Origin of the sequence: Bacillus sp. FJAT-44742 (assembly GCF_002797315.1) — a bacterium.
GTDB lineage: Bacteria > Bacillota > Bacilli > Bacillales > Marinococcaceae > Thalassorhabdus > Thalassorhabdus alkalitolerans.
The window spans coordinates 1,879,519-1,899,477 of the sequence record NZ_KZ454936.1; the positions used below are offsets into that span (position 1 = coordinate 1,879,519).

The 19,959-nt window shown below is 42.3% G+C and carries 17 protein-coding genes; 1 reads left to right on the forward strand and 16 read right to left on the reverse strand.

The features are described 5' to 3' along the window. Positions 1-109: 109 nt before the first annotated feature. Together CEF17_RS09325 and rny are read right to left on the reverse strand one after the other, a co-directional pair. Positions 110-904: a TIGR00282 family metallophosphoesterase gene (locus tag CEF17_RS09325; protein ID WP_100399290.1), complete on the reverse strand. Its 795-nt coding sequence runs from the start codon at positions 902-904 to the stop codon at positions 110-112. Positions 905-1,067: 163 nt separating this feature from the next. Then, complete coding sequence (gene rny / locus CEF17_RS09330; RefSeq protein ID WP_100399291.1) at positions 1,068-2,633, reverse strand: ribonuclease Y; 1,566 nt, start codon at positions 2,631-2,633, stop codon at positions 1,068-1,070. Positions 2,634-3,351: 718 nt separating this feature from the next. Between rny and CEF17_RS20615 the strand changes: the two genes are divergently transcribed. Next, entirely contained in the window at positions 3,352-3,600 is a 249-nt protein-coding gene (locus tag CEF17_RS20615; RefSeq protein ID WP_232725607.1) for a hypothetical protein, read from the forward strand. A 51-nt stretch (positions 3,601-3,651) separates the two neighbouring features. On the opposite strand, the gene recA is transcribed toward CEF17_RS20615, so the two are convergent. The 14 genes from recA to CEF17_RS09400 form a co-directional block, all read right to left on the reverse strand. Continuing rightward, positions 3,652-4,698, reverse strand: coding sequence for a recombinase RecA (recA, locus tag CEF17_RS09335; protein ID WP_100399292.1), 1,047 nt, complete (start codon positions 4,696-4,698; stop codon positions 3,652-3,654). Between the two features lie 311 nt (positions 4,699-5,009). Continuing rightward, on the reverse strand, positions 5,010-6,611 hold the full coding sequence (locus CEF17_RS09340; protein WP_100399293.1) for a DEAD/DEAH box helicase: 1,602 nt from the start codon (positions 6,609-6,611) through the stop codon (positions 5,010-5,012). Between the two features lie 16 nt (positions 6,612-6,627). Continuing rightward, positions 6,628-7,854: a competence/damage-inducible protein A gene (locus tag CEF17_RS09345; protein WP_100399294.1), complete on the reverse strand. Its 1,227-nt coding sequence runs from the start codon at positions 7,852-7,854 to the stop codon at positions 6,628-6,630. 32 nt (positions 7,855-7,886) lie between these two features. After that, on the reverse strand, positions 7,887-8,465 hold the full coding sequence (gene pgsA, locus CEF17_RS09350) for a CDP-diacylglycerol--glycerol-3-phosphate 3-phosphatidyltransferase (protein WP_100399295.1): 579 nt from the start codon (positions 8,463-8,465) through the stop codon (positions 7,887-7,889). 275 nt (positions 8,466-8,740) lie between these two features. Continuing rightward, positions 8,741-9,700, reverse strand: a complete 960-nt coding sequence (locus CEF17_RS09355) for a helix-turn-helix domain-containing protein (RefSeq protein ID WP_198508937.1) — start codon at positions 9,698-9,700, stop codon at positions 8,741-8,743. 16 nt (positions 9,701-9,716) lie between these two features. Continuing rightward, positions 9,717-10,490, reverse strand: a complete 774-nt coding sequence (locus tag CEF17_RS09360) for a DUF3388 domain-containing protein (RefSeq protein WP_100399297.1) — start codon at positions 10,488-10,490, stop codon at positions 9,717-9,719. 428 nt (positions 10,491-10,918) lie between these two features. Then, positions 10,919-11,176, reverse strand: coding sequence for a DUF3243 domain-containing protein (locus CEF17_RS09365; RefSeq protein ID WP_100399298.1), 258 nt, complete (start codon positions 11,174-11,176; stop codon positions 10,919-10,921). A gap of 84 nt (positions 11,177-11,260) precedes the next feature. Beyond that, positions 11,261-11,986, reverse strand: coding sequence for an elongation factor P 5-aminopentanone reductase (gene ymfI, locus CEF17_RS09370; protein WP_100399299.1), 726 nt, complete (start codon positions 11,984-11,986; stop codon positions 11,261-11,263). Continuing rightward, positions 11,987-13,291 carry an EF-P 5-aminopentanol modification-associated protein YfmH gene (yfmH, locus tag CEF17_RS09375; RefSeq protein ID WP_100399300.1) on the reverse strand — a complete coding sequence of 435 codons (1,305 nt, stop codon included), beginning with the start codon at positions 13,289-13,291 and terminating at the stop codon, positions 11,987-11,989. It abuts the gene before it with no gap. Continuing rightward, positions 13,291-14,565: an EF-P 5-aminopentanol modification-associated protein YfmF gene (gene yfmF, locus CEF17_RS09380; protein WP_100399301.1), complete on the reverse strand. Its 1,275-nt coding sequence runs from the start codon at positions 14,563-14,565 to the stop codon at positions 13,291-13,293. The genes yfmH and yfmF overlap by 1 nt, the downstream gene beginning before the upstream one ends. 43 nt (positions 14,566-14,608) lie before the next feature. Further along, entirely contained in the window at positions 14,609-16,948 is a 2,340-nt protein-coding gene (locus CEF17_RS09385) for an FtsK/SpoIIIE family DNA translocase (protein WP_100399302.1), read from the reverse strand. Positions 16,949-17,062: 114 nt separating this feature from the next. Further along, the gene (locus tag CEF17_RS09390; RefSeq protein WP_100399303.1) at positions 17,063-17,278 is read right to left on the reverse strand and encodes a YlzJ-like family protein; all 216 of its coding nucleotides are present in this window, start codon (positions 17,276-17,278) and stop codon (positions 17,063-17,065) included. Next, the gene (locus CEF17_RS09395; protein WP_100399304.1) at positions 17,275-18,057 is read right to left on the reverse strand and encodes a ClpP family protease; all 783 of its coding nucleotides are present in this window, start codon (positions 18,055-18,057) and stop codon (positions 17,275-17,277) included. Before CEF17_RS09395 ends, CEF17_RS09390 begins: the two co-directional genes overlap by 4 nt. A gap of 138 nt (positions 18,058-18,195) precedes the next feature. Continuing rightward, the gene (locus CEF17_RS09400) at positions 18,196-19,863 is read right to left on the reverse strand and encodes a ribonuclease J (protein WP_100399305.1); all 1,668 of its coding nucleotides are present in this window, start codon (positions 19,861-19,863) and stop codon (positions 18,196-18,198) included. Between the last annotated feature and the right edge of the window lie 96 nt (positions 19,864-19,959).

Genomic DNA, 19,959 nt, shown 5'->3' on the forward strand with positions numbered 1-19,959 from the left:
TAAGAGCCTATATTCCTTCTTTCAAAGGTAAATGTTTTCAAAATTTTCTGGTGAGAATGTAAATTTGAAAGAGTAGCGGCCCTGAGCCCCCTTGTCTCAAAAAAGAACTTCATTCAAAAAATGGCTTATCTTCACTAATTTGAATTCTTTGTATTTTACTTGCTTTTCCTGTTTTTGGATGCACATCCACAAGAATTCCATTTAACTGTTCCCTGCCATTGGTGACTTCAAACCTTACAGGAAGATTTGTAAGAAATTTTTTCAACACTGCTTCCCGATCCATCCCAAGCACCCCATCATAGGGGCCTGTCATACCTGCATCGGTAATGTAGGCTGTCTGATTTGGAAGGATGCGTTCATCTGCAGTCTGAATATGAGTATGAGTTCCGGCAACCGCTGTAACCCGGCCATCAAGATACCACCCCATTGCTTGCTTTTCACTTGTCGCTTCTGCGTGAAAATCCACAAAGATAAATGAAGTTCTTTTGCTCACTTCTTCAATCAATTCATCTGCTTTGCGAAACGGGCAATCATTCGGCGGCAAAAACGTTCGTCCCATTAAATTGATAATAGCAAATTCAATCTCATTAATTCTTACATAAGTATATCCTTTTCCTGGGGTTCCCTCAGGGTAGTTAGCCGGCCGAACCAAATGAGGAGCCTCTTCGATAAACTCAAAAATTTCTTTATTGTCCCATGTATGGTTTCCCATCGTGACTGCCTGGGCTCCCGAATCAAGAAAATTTTTATAGATTTTCTCGGTAATTCCCCGCCCTCCTGCTGCATTTTCTCCATTGATTATAGTCAGGGTGGGCTTATACTTGGTTTTTAGTTTAGGCAAATATTCTTTTACCATCTGCCTTCCTGGAGATCCAACAACATCTCCTATAAACATTAATCTCATCGTTTTCTACTTCCTTTCCTTATATCACTGAACAGTAGTATACTGATTTTCCTATTACTAAAACGTTCCCATCTTAAAACAATACTAATCAAATGGTTTGCCCTATGTGAGCTGAGTAAGCGAATCTTTTAGAAAAAGAAATAAAGTGGCAGAAGCTGCCACTTTATTTCGCATATTCAACGGCCCTCGTTTCTCGAATCACGGTGATCCGAATGTGTCCCGGGTAGTCGAGTTCATCTTCAATTCGCTTAGTTATTTCTCTAGCCAAGTGATGTGCGACCGCATCGTCTACCAAGTCTGGTTTAACCATAATGCGCACCTCACGGCCAGCTTGAATCGCATACGTTTTTTCAACACCATCAAATGATTCTGCAATTTCTTCTAGCTTCTCTAAACGCTTAATATACGTTTCTAATGTTTCTCTTCTTGCTCCTGGACGAGCAGCTGATAATGCATCAGCCGCAGCCACTAACGTTGAAATCACGGAAGTTGGTTCAGTGTCCCCATGGTGTGAAGCTATACTGTTTATCACAACAGGATGCTCCTTGTATTTCGTGGCCAATTCGACCCCAATCTCCACATGGCTTCCTTCTACTTCATGATCGATGGCTTTCCCGATATCATGAAGAAGACCCGCACGTTTAGCTAATTGTTCATCTTCTCCAAGTTCAGCTGCCATTAGTGAAGTAAGGTGAGCTACCTCCATTGAATGCTTTAGTACATTTTGGCCATAACTTGTACGATATTTTAAACGTCCAAGTATCTTAATTAAATCTGGATGCAGCCCATGGATTCCCATCTCGAAAGTAGTTTGCTCCCCATATTCCCGGATAAGTTCATCTACTTCTCGACGTGATTTATCAACCGTTTCTTCTATTCGTGCTGGATGGATACGACCATCTTGTACCAGCTTTTCTAAAGAAGTTCTGGCAATTTCCCGTCGAATCGGATCAAACCCTGATAGAATTACGGCCTCTGGTGTATCATCAATAATTAAATCGATTCCAGTAAGTGTCTCTAAAGCTCTAATATTACGGCCTTCCCGTCCTATAATGCGGCCTTTCATTTCATCATTCGGAAGGTTTACTACAGACACTGTGGTTTCAGCAATATGATCAGCGGCACAACGCTGGATCGCAAGCGAAAGAATTTCTTTTGCTTTCTTATCAGCCTCTTCTTTGGCTCGCTCGGTATGATCCTTAATCATTAATGCCGTTTCGTGCTGAAGTTCCTGTTTCACATCCCGAAGAATCATCGCTTGAGCTTCTTCACGAGACAACCCTGAAACTCGTTCTAATTCTGCTTGCTGCTTAGAAAGGATTTCCTCCACTTTGCTATGTTTTTCGTCAACTTGTCGTTGTTTGTCGGCGAGAGTTTCTTCTCTCTTTTCCAACGATTCCTCTTTCTTGTCCATTGTTTCACTTTTACGGTCAAGAATCTCTTCTTTTTGCATCAATCGGTTTTCTTGTTTCTGAATTTCATTTCTTCGTTCGCGAAGATCTTGCTCAGCTTCCGCACGAATCTTATGAGCTTCATCTTTCGCTTCAAGGATAGCTTCTTTTCTGCTTGCCTCGGCATTTCGTTCAGCTTCCTCTGTGATCTGCTTAGCAGCTTGCTCCGCACTTGAAATCTTCGCTTCCGCTATGGATCTACGAATAAAATAACCGATAAATCCGCTCAAAGCTGCAACGACTATTAGCAAAATGGAGATGATAAAGATTAAATCCATGTCTTTTCACCTCCTCTTGCTATCAATTTGTCTTTGTTGGCCTTTCAGCCGGCCGACTTTTTCAAAAAATTGTCGGCAGATCATTAAATAATTATTTGGTGTGAAAAATGAAACGATATAATCTTACAATGAATGTTCCACTGCTAAACGCTGATTACTCACTTTCTTGCTCATTCCTGCGAACATTCAGTAAAATATGATGCTTGTAGACATCATTCCTGTTAATTGTATCCTTGAATAATATACATGTCAAGACTCCCTAAGGCTGAAGCAGTAAGGAAAAGAGAGCATTCACGTTTGCCGGGCCCATAATTTTCAAAGATCTGCCTGTAAAGCACAAGGAGGAACAAAACCTCAAAAAATTGTCGGATCTTTTAGATCTTTGACTTTCTTTGCTTTTACTTTTATGTATATAGATTTATTTGTTTTATTTGGCTCGATTCTTCTTCAAAAAAAGCACTCTTAAAAGAGTGCTCAGGTTGTTGAGAAAGTCGGCTTAACAACCTGTTTTTCACCTTTAATAATTCGATTATTCAGATAATTATAAATAATATATAGTAAGAAATCGCTACAGACGGACGCTTTCCGCGGGCAGGGCCTCAGCCTCCTCGGGAAAATCACCCTGCGGGGTCTTCAGCTCCTGCTCTTCCCGCCGGAGTCGCCGTCTTTCGCTACTCAAGAAAGGAGGATAACACATGTTACGTCCGAGAGAAGCAAGTTGAATTGGAAATGGTATCGATTGATCAACTGGTTCCTGAAGACCACTTACTCCGGAAAATTGAAGCCACAATTGATTTTTCCTATATATATGACAAAGTCAAGCCCCGCTTATGACAGCCACAGTGCAGAACATAAAGAAGATCGCCAACCACCTCACAGCCAGCTAAGGGGTGTTTTTGTATTATTAGAGCAAATAAAATGGCTGAAAGACGACATTTCTCCAAAACACGGGGAACCCACGCTTTAGAAAAGCGTGGGTTCCTCGACAGTCTGAGCACTCTTAAAAGAGTGCTTTTTCTTACTCCTCAACATCTAATGGCAAACCATCTTCATTTACGGCTTCGCCTTCAGCCTGCTTAACGTCTAATTCATAGTGGCTTCGGATGCGCTCTTCAATAATGCCGGCAATTTCCTGGTTTTCTTTCAGGAACTGCTTTGCATTCTCTCTCCCTTGACCAAGACGATCCCCGTCAAAAGAATACCAGGCTCCGCTCTTTTGAACAATATCAAGCTCAGAACCGATATCAAGAATAGACCCCTCTCTAGAAATCCCTTCTCCGTACATAATATCAACTTCTGCCTGCTTAAATGGAGGAGCAACTTTGTTCTTAACTACTTTAATTCTTGTTTTGTTACCAACCATGTCATTTCCTTGCTTTAAGGTTTCTGCCCGGCGTACTTCCAAACGTACAGAAGAGTAAAACTTAAGGGCACGGCCGCCTGGTGTTGTTTCAGGGCTCCCAAACATTACTCCGACTTTTTCACGGATTTGGTTGATAAATACAGCAATAGAATTGGATTTGCTGATAGCCCCAGACAGCTTACGAAGAGCTTGAGACATGAGCCTTGCTTGCAGACCTACATGACTGTCACCCATTTCACCTTCAATTTCAGCTTTTGGCACAAGGGCAGCAACAGAGTCAACAACCAGAATATCGACTGCTCCGCTTCGTACAAGAGCTTCAGCAATTTCTAACGCCTGCTCTCCTGTGTCTGGCTGAGACAATAAAAGATCATCAATGTTTACACCCAGCTTTTGAGCATATACCGGATCTAATGCGTGTTCTGCATCAATAAAAGCCGCTTGTCCTCCTTTTCGCTGTACTTCTGCAATAGCATGGAGGGCTACCGTCGTTTTACCAGAGGATTCAGGACCGTATACTTCAATCACCCGGCCACGAGGATATCCTCCGACCCCAAGTGCTATATCAAGAGCCAATGCACCGCTTGAGATTGTTGATACTCTTCTCTCAGCCTGTTCACCGAGTTTCATAATAGACCCTTTACCAAATTGTTTTTCAATGTTACGTAGAGCTTGATCAAGAGCTGCTTTACGTTCGCCCATGTGCCATCTCTCCTTTATAAGTTAAAGGCCTCACAAGAAATAAAGAAAGCAAAAATACCCGTCCGCCTTCTTGTTTTCATTGCTTCTCAGCCTGATAGATACTTGACTTGTTTCATCTACTTAATCATACATTGTTTTGAGATGTATGCCAATACTTTTTACGAACATTTATTCGCTTTTCTCAAAAAAAGATAGTGATGTTTAGTGAGCGTATTGCTCAAAAGACCGATCTTTATGTTGAAAGCCTCTTTTTCAAAAAAGAAAGATGCCCTTTTGAAGAACTGGGTTCAAAGGGGCACCTACGCTTTCGTTTATTGTTTTCTAGGAGCACGTTTTTCCCGAGGAGGGCGAGGTTTCGCTGGTTCCAGATTCACTCGTGCACCATTAATTCGTGAATAGCGAAGAGCTTCATATACAAATGGAGCAACCTCTTCAGGAACTTCTACAAACGTGAATTTTTCAAATATATCAATGCGTCCCACGGCTTTTCCAGGGATACCTACAATATCGGAAATCTCTTCAATGAGCACTTTCGGACTCATTTTGGCATTGCGTCCCACATTAATAAAGAAACGTACCATTCCCTTGGCTCCGCCGGTTTCACCAAAGTTGTATCCGTCGTCACTTTCATCAGTAACAGAAGAAAAGTTCATTTTCATTAAGGCTCGGACAACGTCCTTCGCCTCATAATTATGCAAAAGCTCTTCAGCTAAGTCATCAAACAAGCTCATGCCTTCCAGATTTTCCATCTGTGCCGTTATCTGCTTTTTCCAAGAATCCTGCTGCTTTTCCACCACTTCTTCAATAGATGGAACGTCCTTTGTCGGAATCTGGGATTTAATTTCTGCTTCAATCGCACGAAGATGCTTCATCTCTCTTGGCGTCACAAGCGTTAAGGCTTGTCCTGTACGGCCGGCTCGCCCTGTACGGCCAATTCGGTGCACATAGCTTTCCGGGTCCTGAGGAATATCAAAGTTAATAACATGGCTGACGTTCTCCACATCAATCCCCCGGGCGGCTACATCGGTAGCTACAAGAAACTCAATGGAAGAATCGCGGAACTTTTTCATGACTGCATCCCGCTGTGACTGAGTTAAATCGCCATGAAGCCCGTCTGCCAAGTATCCTCTTGCCTGGAGGGATTCTGTGAGCTCAGCCACACCTTTTTTTGTACGAGAAAAAATAATACCCAACTCCGGATCCTGACTGTCTAAAATGCGGCATAAAGACTCCAGCTTATTCCGTTCGAGAACCTTGAAATAAGCCTGGTCAATAGAAGGGGCTGTCACTTCTCCTCTATTGATAGATACAGTCACTGGATCAACCATGTAACGTTTGGATAGTTTTTTTATCGGTCCTGGCATTGTAGCAGAAAAAAGAAGTGTCTGCCTATCCACGTTAATTTGTTTTAAAATCGCTTCAATATCCTCTACAAAACCCATGTCAAGCATTTCATCTGCTTCATCCAGGACAACCATTTGAACACGGTCAAGCTTAAGCGTTCTGCGTCGCAGATGATCTTGAAGTCTGCCGGGCGTTCCAATTACGATTTGCACGCCTTGCTTTAACGCTTTAATTTGATGTCCAATGGACTGGCCGCCGTAAATCGGAAGAGTTCTAACATTTAAATGTCTGGATAGCTTCTGAAGCTCTCCTGAAACTTGAATAGCAAGCTCACGTGTAGGTGTAAGAATCATCGCCTGCACATGTGGTTCATTGGAAATAGAATCTAATAGCGGAATTCCAAAAGCTGCTGTTTTTCCTGTACCTGTCTGCGCCTGGCCAATTAAATCATCACCTTTTAGTATGGCCGGAATTGCTTTTTCTTGTATGGGTGATGGCTCTTCAAAGCCCATATCCTTTATTGCCTTTTTAATTTCCTCTTTAATAGTAAAATCTTCAAAATAAGACATTCTCACATCACCTTTTCTACACTTTCAATAATAAATGAGCACCGTGTTTTACCGTTTGTAGCCTGATCGTGCTTCTGGAGCCGCTCAATGTAAGTTTTTTTGCAAAAGAACCTTCAGGAGTAGCTACGCCTACCCAAACATCCCCAGGTAGTTTTCCTTCATGAGCACCAGGACCAGCCACTCCGGTAAAGCTTATGCCGATACTGCTTTTAAATTTCTCTTTTACCTGCTCGGCCATTTTCTTGGCACAATTCTCACTTACTGCTCCATCTCTTTCAAGGAGGAGTGAATCAATGCCGAGCACATTTTCTTTCACTTCATTCGTGTACGTTATTACTCCTCCGGCAAAGACCGATGAAGCTCCTGGCAAAGAAGTAAGCTCCTGGCTGAATAAGCCGCCCGTTAAACTTTCAGCAGCAGCCACAGTCCACCCCTTCTCCTTAAGAAGTTCTAGCGCCTTGCCCATTAATGTATCTTCACCGTATCCATATAGATAATTCCCTACTCTTTGCCTCACTTTACACTCTAAATCATCTAAGCTTTTTATTGCAAGGTCCCTGTCTTGTTCTTTAATGGTTAAACGAAGAGTTACTTCTCCTTCTTCAGCTAAAGGGGCAAGTGTCGGATTTGTTTGAGTCTCGATAAGATCTTTCAGCTGATCCTCAAGTGAAGATTCCCCGATCCCAAAAAAACGGAGCACGCGAGACCGAACAGCCTTTGCTTTTGGGTATAGGTTCTTAACATACGGCTTCACTGACGCTTGAAACATAGCTTTCATTTCACGAGGAGGTCCAGGAAGCAGCAAAAAGTGAGTCCTTTCATTAGAGCAGGCCATCCCGCAAGCCAGGCCTGCTTGGTTCATAAACACATTGCTTCCAACAATATGATGAGCCTGCTTACGGTTAGAAGCCGTTACGGCCCGCTTGGACTTTGCAAAAAACGTTTCAATGTTTTCCAAAGAAGGACTGTGAACTGCAATTTTTTTTCCGAGATGCGCTGCCACTGTTTCTCTTGTTAAATCATCATCTGTCGGGCCCAAACCACCGGTGAGTATAACGATATCTGCTCTTTCCTCTGCTTCTGCAAGCGCTTCTTTCAAGCGGCTTGCGTTATCGCCCACCACCGTATGACGGTAGACATCAATCCCTAACAAAGCCAGCTCCTTCGATATATACTGGCCATTAGTATTAGCAATCTGCCCTAATAATAGTTCTGATCCTACTGCAATGATTTCTGCATTCATTGTTCCACCTCTTTTTTCACCATCCGTCTGTTTTACATGGACTTTAATACTACATGCTTATTTTTCACTAGATAGTCCCATCCGGAAATAAGAGTTAAAATAACAGCAATCCACATGGTAATCATTGCAAAAGGAATGCCTGCTGCCGCGAAAGGAACATTATGAATGAGCAGGGCAGTTATCGCTACCATTTGAAATACCGTTTTCCACTTACCCAGAGAGCTAGCAGCGATCACTTCTCCTTCGGCCGCTGCTACTAACCTGACACCCGTCACAGCAAATTCCCGGCTTAGGATCACAATAGCCATCCAGGCTGGAAGCAGTTGAAGCTCAACTAGTGAGATCAAAGCTGCTGTCACTAACAGTTTATCTGCCAGTGGATCTAAAAACTTCCCAAAATTAGTAACTAATTCATATTTTCTAGCAAAGTATCCATCGAGCCAGTCTGTTCCGGCAGCCACCACAAAAATGACCGCTCCGATAAGATGAGTGAAAGGAAGAGTGCTTCCTGCAATAGAAACCTCTCCCCAATCCATGGGAACAAGCAGAACGACCATGAAGAGCGGAATTAAAAAAATTCTTCCGATTGTAATTTTGTTAGGTAAATTCACTATTATCCTCCCTGCTGTCTCATAAAGATTTATTTATCTGGCAGTAATTTATATAAGTAAAGGAAAGGAGGAAGAAACGTTGTCACCGTACGAAACACGAAGGAAGCATTTGGACTTATTGTATCATAACTTCCCGTAAAAGAGGGAGATTATGCTTGTTTTATACAAGAAAAGCAACAGGTCCAGAAATTAATGCTTTCTCTCATTTCTAGCACCTTCCGACGCCAATGAGTAAATGATGTGACAAAAAAAGCAAGCCTTTGGAGGCTCACTTTTTACTCTTCTTCGTCATCATTCTCTTCTCCAATTTCAACGATAATATGCTGTCTTGCCTCATTGATAGGGTAATCAATCTCTTCACCGTTTATATAAAGTGTTACCGCTGAGGTATTGCCAACATTTACCGTAACAGCAGACTGACCGCTGAAATCGTACGATTCAGAATCTCCGTCGCTGGAACTGTGAATGGTTTCAGTAATATCGCCATCTTCATCTCTAATGTCAACATATGAGTTTCCGCTGAACTCCATCTCAACAAGTAATTCATCTGTTCCTGTTAAAGTGTAAGTAGAACGGTAGCTTTCTGTATCTACATGCTCTATTTCACCGGTTTCTTCACCATTTTCCTCTTCTTCAGTACCGTTTTCCTCTTCTTCCTCATCATTTACAGCTTCCTCATTGCCGTTCTCCGCTTCTTCCTCAGCAGCTTCCTCTTCACCGTTTTCCTCTTCGTCATTACCGTTTTCCTCTTCTTCAGCAGGCCCGATAGCCTCCTCATTGGAATCTACTTCAAAGCCGGGGTCGTCTGCCGGCGGTTCCCCTTCTGTCGTATCATTGCCTCCAAAGCCTTGAACAACGACCCAAATCCCTACGGCAATCACTGTAGCAAACACAAAAACCATGACAGCAGGCAAAAAGGATAGCTTATTGCTCTTCTTCCGGTTTACAGGGGGCTTTCTTCTTTCCATCCGGGGAGGTATTTCAGCTGGTTCTTGTTTAGGCTTAGGAAGTTCACTGCCGTATTCCTCGAAAACTTCGTCTGGATCGAGCCGTAGTGCTTCCGCGTAGCTTTTTACAAAAGCACGTGCATAAAATGACCCTGGAAGGGCTGAATGATCTCCCTCTTCAATTGCTTTTAGGTACCTTTTTTGAATCTTTGTCATCTCCTGCATTTTTTCAAGAGATATTCCTTGTTCTTCTCGTTTCTCTTTTAGAAACTCTCCTAATTGTGACACACCTAACACCTACCAACTAACTAATATCAAAAGAAGAAAATCCAGTATCCACAATATCATAGGAAATTTCTTCGTTTTCTTCATTTCTCAATTCAATGATACAATCAAAATCTTTTAAAGAGTATCCTGACTCTCTAACAAAAATGTCAGGATGTTCAACCACCTTGACAGCAGGAAGCCTCATCACCTCATCGACAAGCATGCGGTGTTTCTCGGAAGCTCGCATCATCGTTACAATCCCATCAATAATATATACATGCTCGCCATCTAATTCATCATCAGCAAGCTGGCTTCGTACAGTCTGCCGTAAAAGTGTTGAAGAAATAAACGACCACCTTTTGTTTGCACACACACTTGCTGCAACGAGTGACTCTGTCTTCCCCACTCTGGGCATCCCGCGAATACCTATTAAAAAATGGCGATCCTTTTTAAAAAGTTCAGCCATGAAATCAACAAGAAGCCCGAGCTCTTTTCGCACAAATCGGAAAGTCTTTTTATCGTCTGCATCTCTTTCTATGTACCGGCCATGCATAACAGCAAGCCTGTCTCTAAGCCTTGGTTCCCTGAATTTACGGACTGTGATATTTTCCACAGTATCCAAGATCGCTTTAAACCGTTCAAGCTGGTCGTCGCTTTTGCTGCGTATAAGCATTCCCCGTCTGCGGTCTTCCACACCATTAATCGTCACAATATTAATGGAAAGCATACCTAGAAGGGATGAAATGTCACCTAATAATCCGGGTCTGTTTTTGTGGATTTCGTACTCTAAATACCATTCTTTTGCTTCCATATTTGAGCACCTTTCTTCTTTAGAGGTTACTTTGGCACTGGTTAAGCTGTTTTATATAAAAACACCTGTCTAATTCCCTGCAGAACGGCAAGCATTGTATTCTCTGCCTCATTCTTCCGTTATAGATCACTTGTAATTTTACGCTATTTCTTATTGTTTGAACAGGATTTTCCCGATAAATGATTCGAATACACCTGAGTGCAAAGTATTAACTCCCTTTTCCTCTTTCACCTGCGCAAATATTTACCTAGGCTCCCTTTTGGTCTTTGAATGGACTGCCCTCATAAAACATAAGGGTTTGTCACAGTAAATATATTATACAGCCAACTTTGCTTCCTTTAAAGGGTCTTCCTTCCTTTGTGTAAAAATACAACTGCATAAAAGAAAGGCACCGCATCGCGCAGCACCCTTCATTTTTATATCTTAACTTAATGCGTTCCTTCGTTTTGAACAAGCTTAACCATCATGTTGGCAATGGCATGCTGCTCTTGTTCATTGGCTACCTTCCACATTTGAGCTAAAACGCGTTCTTGTTCATTTTTTGGTTCTACTTGGTTGGCTAAATATTCTCCAACTTCATAAGCTACCTCAGAAATTGTTTCATTATTCATTCCTTCGCCTTGTCCTTGATGTAAACGGTCGCCTAGAAAATCTTTCCACTGCTCCCAATTGTCTAATACAGACATGAAGCTTCCCTCCTTACTAATGGTTTCTTTCGTAGTTTTTCATTAGTAAAGAAAAATTATTCCCTTCCTGTTAAAATTCCTGTGTTAACAGTACCAGGCTCCATTTACTGAAAGAATTTGTCCTGATATATAGCTCGATTTAGAGGAGAGGAGAAACTCTGCAGCATCAGCTACTTCATGAGGAGAACCTAGTCTGCTCATTGGGATTTCTTCACGCAGGGCCTCCTTTTCCTCAGGAGAAAAAGCAGACATCATTGGTGATTCAATAGCTCCTGGTGCTATTCCGTTGACATACACCCCCGATGGAGCTGCTTCTTTGGCTAAGGACTTCACAAAGGTGTTTAATCCTCCTTTAACCGTAGAATACATCACTTCGCAGGCAGCCCCGGTTAATCCCCATATAGAGGAAATAACAAGTATGTGCCCATGGCGCCTTTGAATCATTCCGGGCAGCAAGCTTTTCGTAAGCTCTAAAGGGCTTGTTAAGTGAAGTTGAATATTGTCTTGTATGTCTTTGGAGTCAAGGTCTGTAAATAGGCCGTAGGAGCTTTTTCCACTGTTATGAATCACGGCTTCCACAGGTGAATGAATGCCTTTTAATAGCTCAGTAGCTCCTTCAGGCCTTGATAAATCGCTTTGTATAAGGTTTACTTCCACGCCAAATCCTTCACATTCTCTCTTTAGAGATTCTGCTTTTTCTTTGGAAGCATTATAATGTAAAAATAAAGGGCGGCCGGAAGCCGCCATTTTTAAAGCTATTTCCTTTCCTATGGCTCCGCTTGAACCAGTAATTAAAACGTGCTCAGCCATTTATGCAGATTCCTCTGCTTTCTTGCCCACCACCTGGGAAATGGTGCATTGGTCTTCACCAAAATGCTCCGTAAGCGCAGCTTCTAAATCTTTTGAAGTCAATTCTTCCAACATAGGAATCACATCATATAAATGCATGTCATTAAAGAGATAGCGAGTAAATTGATTTGCGATAAATTCCGGGGAATTCAATTGCTTTAAAAAGGATCCAATCTTTTTCTTTCTGATCCGCTCTACCTCTTCCTCATTTATCCCCTCTTGCTTCATGCTGCGAACGGCTTCCTGTATCTTCTGTGCCAAAGCATCAGGATCTTTAGTATCTCCGCCAATCACACTGAATGCAAATGTTTTCTCCCCTGTATAATCAAAGGAAAAGGAATCATCAATCAGTCCCTCTTTGTACAGCTGTTGATATGTTTCTGAGCCCTGGCCAAACATGAGTTCAAGGATAATCTGCAAAGAAAGTTCATAGCGAAGCAGTTCTTTCCCTTGTTTTTTTGGATCGGGTTCTTTGTAGCCAACCAGGCATTTTGGTGTATTTACGCTCATTGGAAGGACTTCTTTTTCTCTGCGAACGTTTTCCGGCTCCTCGGCAAGAAACCTTTCGATCTCTTCTGGCTCTTTAAATTCTTTCTCTCCCTGGTTGTCCCTAACCAGCTTCAGAATCTCCTCTGGCTCAACGGGGCCGACGATAAATAATGCCATATTTGATGGATGGTAAAAGGTATTGTAGCAGGTGTATAAATCATCTTTTGTAATCTTGTCAATGGAATCAATAGTACCTGCAATATCAATTTTTACAGGATGATTATGGTACATGTTGTCCAGAAGGTTAAAAAACACACGCCAATCAGAGTTATCTTCATACATCTTTATTTCCTGCCCGATGATTCCTTTCTCCTTCTCTACACTCTGTTCAGTAAAATAAGGATGCTGGACAAAATCTAATAATGTCGTTAGATTCTTCTTTACTTCCTGGGTGCTTGAAAAAAGGTAAGCTGTTCGAGTAAAGCTGGTAAATGCATTAGCCGAGGCGCCCTGTTCTCCAAAAACCTGGAAAACGTCTCCTTTTTCATCTTCAAACATTTTGTGCTCTAAAAAATGAGCGATACCGTCAGGAACTTTTACTTTTTCGTTTTCTCCCAGAGGGACAAAATGATTGTCAACTGAACCATAATTTGTCGTAAAAGTAGCATACGTTTTGTTAAAACCTTTTTTAGGGAGTACATATACAGAAAGTCCATTGTCAAGTTTTTCCTGGTACAACGTTTCCTTCAGCTGGTCAAATGTTTGTTTTTCAGCCATTATTTAGCCTCCTTTCCTCGCAAGAAATAAATCGTATCCATTTCAACCGTTTTCGCACATTCAATTACATCTTCTTTGGTCACTTTCTCAATCGCTTCCAGCCAGTCATCAAGAGACCTTTTTTTCCCTGAAACGACACCCTGGTAAAACATTTCGATCAATCCCCGGGGTACATCTGCCATCTCAAGTAATTGGTTTTTTAGCATTTGTTTCGTCTGTTCAATTTCCTTATCAGAAAAGTCGCCGTCTTTCATTGCTTTCATCTGCTCTTTAATAATGGTTAAAGCTTTATCGTAGTTTTTCTGGTCCACCCCTGACATAACAAGCAGAAGACCTTTACTGCTTTCATACCTGGATGCCGCATAGTACGCCAGGCTCTCTTTTTCCCTGACATTAATGAAGAGCTTTGAATGAGGAAAACCGCCAAACAGTCCATTCATCACCTGCATCGCCGGATAATTTTCATCTTTAAAGATAATGGACGTACGGTATCCAATGTTCAGTTTTCCTTGCTGAACGTCCTGTTCTTCGCTTATCTCCCGTACATCTTCAGGCTTTGTAATTGCTGCCGAAGAGGCCTCAAGGCTTCCTTCTCTTTCGGGAAGACGAAACAGCTCTTGTATATCCTTTTTTAATTCATTTTCTTTCACATCACCTACGACATACAAATCAAAGTCATCCTCGTTGATCATGCTATCGTACGTTTCTTTCAAGTCATCTTTGCCTATCTTCTCAATTTCCTCTTCACTCCCATAAGGGTGAATCCCGTATGGTTCGTCTTTGCACATCTCTTCAATTAAACGAACATTTGCGTAGCGCATCTTATCATCAAAAATAGACTCCAGGCGCTGCTTCAATGTGCGCTTTTCTTCAGTAATGATACTTTCAGAAAACCCTCCATTCTCCATGAAAGGGTCAAAGAGGACATCCCGGAGAAATTCCAGGCTCTTTGTTAAGAGAGGGCTTGGATCCTGTAAATATTTTTCATTTGCCACTTCAATTCGAAAAGAGATCAGGTGGGCTTCACCTTTTTTGGTCACATCGATCCCAAATGAAGCTCCGTAAAGTTCATCCAAATATAAGCGGATATCCTTTCTCGTAGGATGGTTTTTAGTAGCGCTTTTTAACACATTGGCCAACAGCGACCTTTGCGTCACCGTCTCTTTTTTTAACGGGGCTTTTACTTGAAGAACGACAGTATTGGTTTTGAACTTATCAGTGGGAACAACATGGACATGTAATCCCTTAACAGAATACGTTTCTTCTTGGATCATCGTTAAACACCCTTTCTCCAACTATAGCTGTAATGAATGCGTATCAGGCTTGCTCTGACGATTGCTCCTCACGTCGATCTACTAATACTTCACGAGGCTTGCTGCCTTCATATGGCCCTACAATTCCCCTGACTTCCATTTCATCAATCAGCCGTGCTGCCCGAGTATAGCCGATTCGAAACCTTCTTTGAAGCATGGATACGGACGCGCTGTTCATTTGCATGACAAGAGATACAGCATCATCATACAAATCATCCTGAACTTCAGACTCAACCTCAGGAATTTCCTCAGGCATCATTTCTTCCTGGTAGCTCGCTTTCTGCTGAGCTATTACGGCATTGACAACGGCCTCTACTTCTTCATCTGATACAAACGCGCCCTGAATACGAGTGCTTTTGTTTGCTCCTACTGGAATAAACAGCATGTCCCCCCGGCCAAGGAGCTTTTCAGCCCCTCCTGAGTCCAGAATAGTCCTGGAATCGGTCTGGCTGGACACACCAAAAGCAATTCTTGATGGGATGTTTGCTTTTATGACTCCGGTAATAACATCGACAGATGGACGCTGTGTTGCAATAATCATATGGATACCAGCAGCCCTTGCCATTTGAGCAAGCCTGGTAATGGCATCCTCCACATCACTTGACGCTACCATCATCAAGTCGGCAAGCTCGTCAACAATGACAATGATATACGGTAATGTTGGCTGTTTTTCATTGTTTTTCTCATTTTGCTTCCTAATCAGATCATTATACCCCTCAATATTACGAGTTCCGCTGTGAGAGAACAGATCATAGCGGCGTTCCATCTCTGCAACAGCCTTCTTAAGGGCCTGAGACGCTTTCTTAGGCTCTGTTACAACTGGTGTCAGTAAATGAGGAATCCCATTATACACGTTGAGTTCAACCATCTTAGGGTCAATCATCATGAGCTTGACTTCATGGGGTTTTGCTTTCATCAAAATACTGGTAATAATTCCATTAATACATACACTTTTCCCGCTTCCAGTTGCTCCAGCTACCAGAAGATGAGGCATTTTGTTTAAGGATGCCAGTACAGGTTCACCTGATATATCTCTTCCCAAAGCAACAGAAAGAATATGCTCATCCTTTTTCTTTCCTGCTTCAAGCACTTCCCGCAGCCCTACCATGGCAACTTCCTGATTCGGAACTTCAATGCCGATAGCGGATTTTCCTGGGATTGGTGCTTCGATCCGGATATCTTTTGCAGCTAGTGCCAAAGCAAGATCGTCGGCTAAATTTACGATTTTACTCACTTTTACCCCAATATCAGGCTGCACTTCATACTTTGTTACTGCCGGGCCTAAGTGCACTTCATTTACCTTTGCTTTCACACCAAAGCTTAATAAGGTCTGCTCCAGCTTTCTCGCATTGGAAGAAATCTGGCCCTTTTCATGCTTTTGACTGTTCTGTTTAGGGCTTGACAATAACTCAATAGGAGGGACCTGGTAATCCTCATTTGTCGTTTCAGCCGCCACCATAAGAGGTTCTTTCACGGCTTCTTCAGTCTCTTTATCCTTCTTCTCCCGCTGAGAAACCTGGGGTTCTTTATCAGAAGGGTTCCGGTTATCTGACGAATATGCTTGATCCGCAAAATTATAAATGACTGGTTCCGGTCTTTCGTCGGATTTTACTTCTTTTACCTCCTTCTCTTCTTTATTGGCCTGACTTTGTGCCTGCCTTTTTCCCTTTTTATTTTTCCCTTCTTCTTTCTTTTGCTCACTGGCCTGTTTAAATTCAGCTCCTTTTGCTTGTACAGCTTTGCCGGCTGCAAGAGTGCTCTCTTTCATTTTATTTACCACGGTAAGAAAAATACCTTGCATGGAAATGCCAGTTAATAAAATAAATGAAATGACAAACAAAAATACTGAGACTACCCTTGTTCCTCCTCCATCAAACAGAAACATGCTTACAGTAAACAGGAGAGCCCCGATCATCCCTCCGCCGATATCTTCATATGCGCTGTTTCCGCTCACATCGAGCCAGTAAAGCTCCCATGTTTGCAGAAGGGCAGAACCGCTCTGAAAAGGACTCTGTGCTCCAAGATTTTCAAACAGCATTAAATGACTTAACAGGAGAAAGGTCGATATGGCAATATACAAACCACTTAAACGTCTCCCTGCCAGTGGCGGAAACTTGCGCTTTACGATAATGTAGACAGAAACAAACAGGACAAAAAGAGTTAACAGGACATGCCATTCTCCTAGAAAAAAGCGAAAAAGCTGAACAACTATTTCCCCAACGAAACCGAATCTGAAAAGTGCAATGATTGCCAAGGTAAAGAAAAGCAGGCCTGCAAGCTCGTACTTCATTTGCTTAGCCCACTGATTCTGCTTTTGGCTTTTCTTTTTTTTCTTTTTTGCCATAACCTCACCCCGACAAGTTTATTCCATATGTAACCAGCTTTTCTATTCATAAAGAGAGCCGCCGGAGGCGGCTCTTTCTTAATTATAGCATATTTTTCTAGTCCTTTATATTGTTTAGAGGCTGTCTGTCCATACTTTTCCGGGCTGGTAGCAATCTTGCAAGTACGCTTGGGGGTCCGTGCTCATGAGCCTGGTAATGATCCATTTGTTTGGTTCCTGTTCTTCAAGGAGGACCACTCCATGTTCACACGGTACGCTGCGCTGGGAAGCAGTTGCTTCATGTTCCTCTTTGTACACGGCTTCAATTGGAACAGGCGTATAAAGAATCATTGCATCATTCCTTCTTTCTGCCCCTTCTGTTCACTAATTAATTGATTCAGCTTTCGAAGCGCCTGCCCTACACCGCCTACTTCATTTATAATTCCATAGTCAACAGCGTCAGGCCCCACCACATTCGTACCTATATCTCTTGTTAAATTTCCTTTTTCAAACATAAGCTCTTTAAATTTCTCTTCGGCAATATTGGATTGTTTGGTGACAAAGGAGATCACTCGCTCCTGCATTTTATCCAGGTACTCAAAGGTTTGCGGCACCCCAATGACCAGGCCAGTCAAGCGTATGGGGTGAATGGTCATGGTAGCTGTTTCTGCGATAAAAGAATAATCGGCAGCTACGGCTATGGGGACACCAATGGAATGGCCTCCTCCAAGTACCAGGGTTACGGTAGGCTTTGACATGCTGGCCACCATTTCAGAAATAGCCAGCCCTGCTTCCACGTCTCCCCCTACTGTATTTAACACAATCAGCATACCTTCAATCTTAGCATTTTGTTCAGCAGCTACAAGCTGGGGAATAATGTGTTCATACTTGGTCGTCTTATTTTGAGGAGGCAGCTGCATATGCCCTTCAATCTGACCTATAATTGTAATACAGTGGATATTTGTCTGTTCCATTTCAGGGACATTTGTCTGCCCAAGCTCTTGGATTTTATTTAATATCCCTGAGCCTTTTTCTGCTCCGCCTGGCTGTCCTCCAGGCTGCTGCGGCGGTGACTGTGGAGGTGCTTGAGGGGAAGTCTGCGGGGTATTTGGATCTTGGTTTTGGAACATAAATGGACCCTCCTATTATGATTAATAGGATTAGTATAACGAGCCCGTGCGGATTTATACAAAGGGAGCCATTTGACATGCTCTCGATTTTCAGGGGAAGCTTCTTTTTTACGAAAAAAAACCGGGGAATCCCCGGTCTTATACCTCCATTATAATTGGCAAAATCATAGGCCTGCGTTTTGTTTTTTCATAAAGGAACCTGCTTAACACATCACGGATATTACTTTTTAAGGAAGACCATTCATTAACGTTTTCACTCATACACTTTTCAAGTGTATCGGAAACTTTTTTGTTTGCTTCCTCAAGAAGCTTCTCTGATTCACGGACGTACACAAATCCTCTGGAAATAATATCAGGCCCGGAGATAATTGAACTGCTTTTTTTGTTTAACGTTACGACAACCACGAGAATACCGTCTTCAGAAAGAAGTCGTCTGTCTCTTAGGACGATATTACCAACATCTCCGACTCCAAGCCCGTCAATTAAGACATTCCCTGAAGGAACTTTGCCGGTTCTTTTTCCTTGTCCTTTAGTAAATTCGATGACTTCTCCCTTGTCTATGAGAAACGTTCTGTCCTGTTTAATACCGACAGATTGAGCTAGCTCCCTGTGTGCAAACTGCATCCTGTATTCCCCATGAACCGGTATAAAAAACCGTGGGCGCATGAGGTTGAGCATAAATTTCAGTTCTTCCTGGCTTCCGTGGCCTGATGCGTGAACTTGTTTATCCCCATAAACCACATCTGCTCCAATGCGCGAAATGAAATCAATAATTCTTGAAACTGATTTTTCATTTCCAGGAATTGGTGTAGCCGAGATGACGACTGTGTCCTCAGGTTTCATGGATACTTGGCGATGAGCTCCTTTAGCCATTCTTGTCAGCGCTGACATAGGTTCGCCTTGACTGCCTGTGCAAAGGATGACAATTTGATCATCGTTATAGTTATTTATTTGATCAAGCTCAATAAATATATTTTTGGGCACTCGCAAATATCCTAGACGCTTTGCGATTTCTATTACTTTCAGCATGCTTGTCCCCACAACACCAATTTTGCGATTATCATTGGCGGCGGCTCTAACTACCTGTTGAATTCTGTGAATGTTGGAAGCAAACGTGGTAACAATTACTCTTCCTTCTGCCTCTTGTATCACTTGATTAATCCCTGCTCCGGTAGATGTTTCTGAAGCAGTCGTTCCGGGGCGTTCAGCGTTTGTACTATCAGACATGAGGCAAAGCACCCCTTTTTTCCCCATATCAGACATCTTGCCTACTTCTGCAAACTTCCCATCAACAGGTGTCTGGTCAAATTTAAAGTCCCCGGTATGGACAACCATGCCCTGGGACGTTTCAATTCCAACACCAACCGAATCAGGTATGCTGTGATTGGTCCGAAAAAAGCTGACTGGAACATTTCCAACTTTAATTTTCGAATGAGAATCAATCAGTCTTAAATCAGCTTTTTTGATTAATCCTTTTTCTTTTAGACGTTCTTCCACTAAACCGATCGTAAGCTTTGTTCCGTATACTGGTACTTTTATTTTTTGAAGGACATAAGGAAGACCTCCAATGTGGTCCTCATGACCGTGTGTGAGGATGATGCCTTTTACTCTTTCTTTATTTTGAATAAGATACGAGATATCAGGAATGACAATATCGACCCCAAGCATATCATCCTCTGGAAACATTAATCCCGAATCAATTACAATAATATCTTCTTCTACTTCAACAACATACATGTTTTTGCCTATTTCTCCAACGCCGCCCAAGGCAAAAACACGTACAGTTTCTGAATTTTGCTTTGACAATTTACGTTCCTCCTATATATTCAGTTACATTGTTTCTTCCTCTCCTGTTCTAGGAAGGAAAAGTCGTTACTCATCCTCTCTTTTTCACCATTGCAC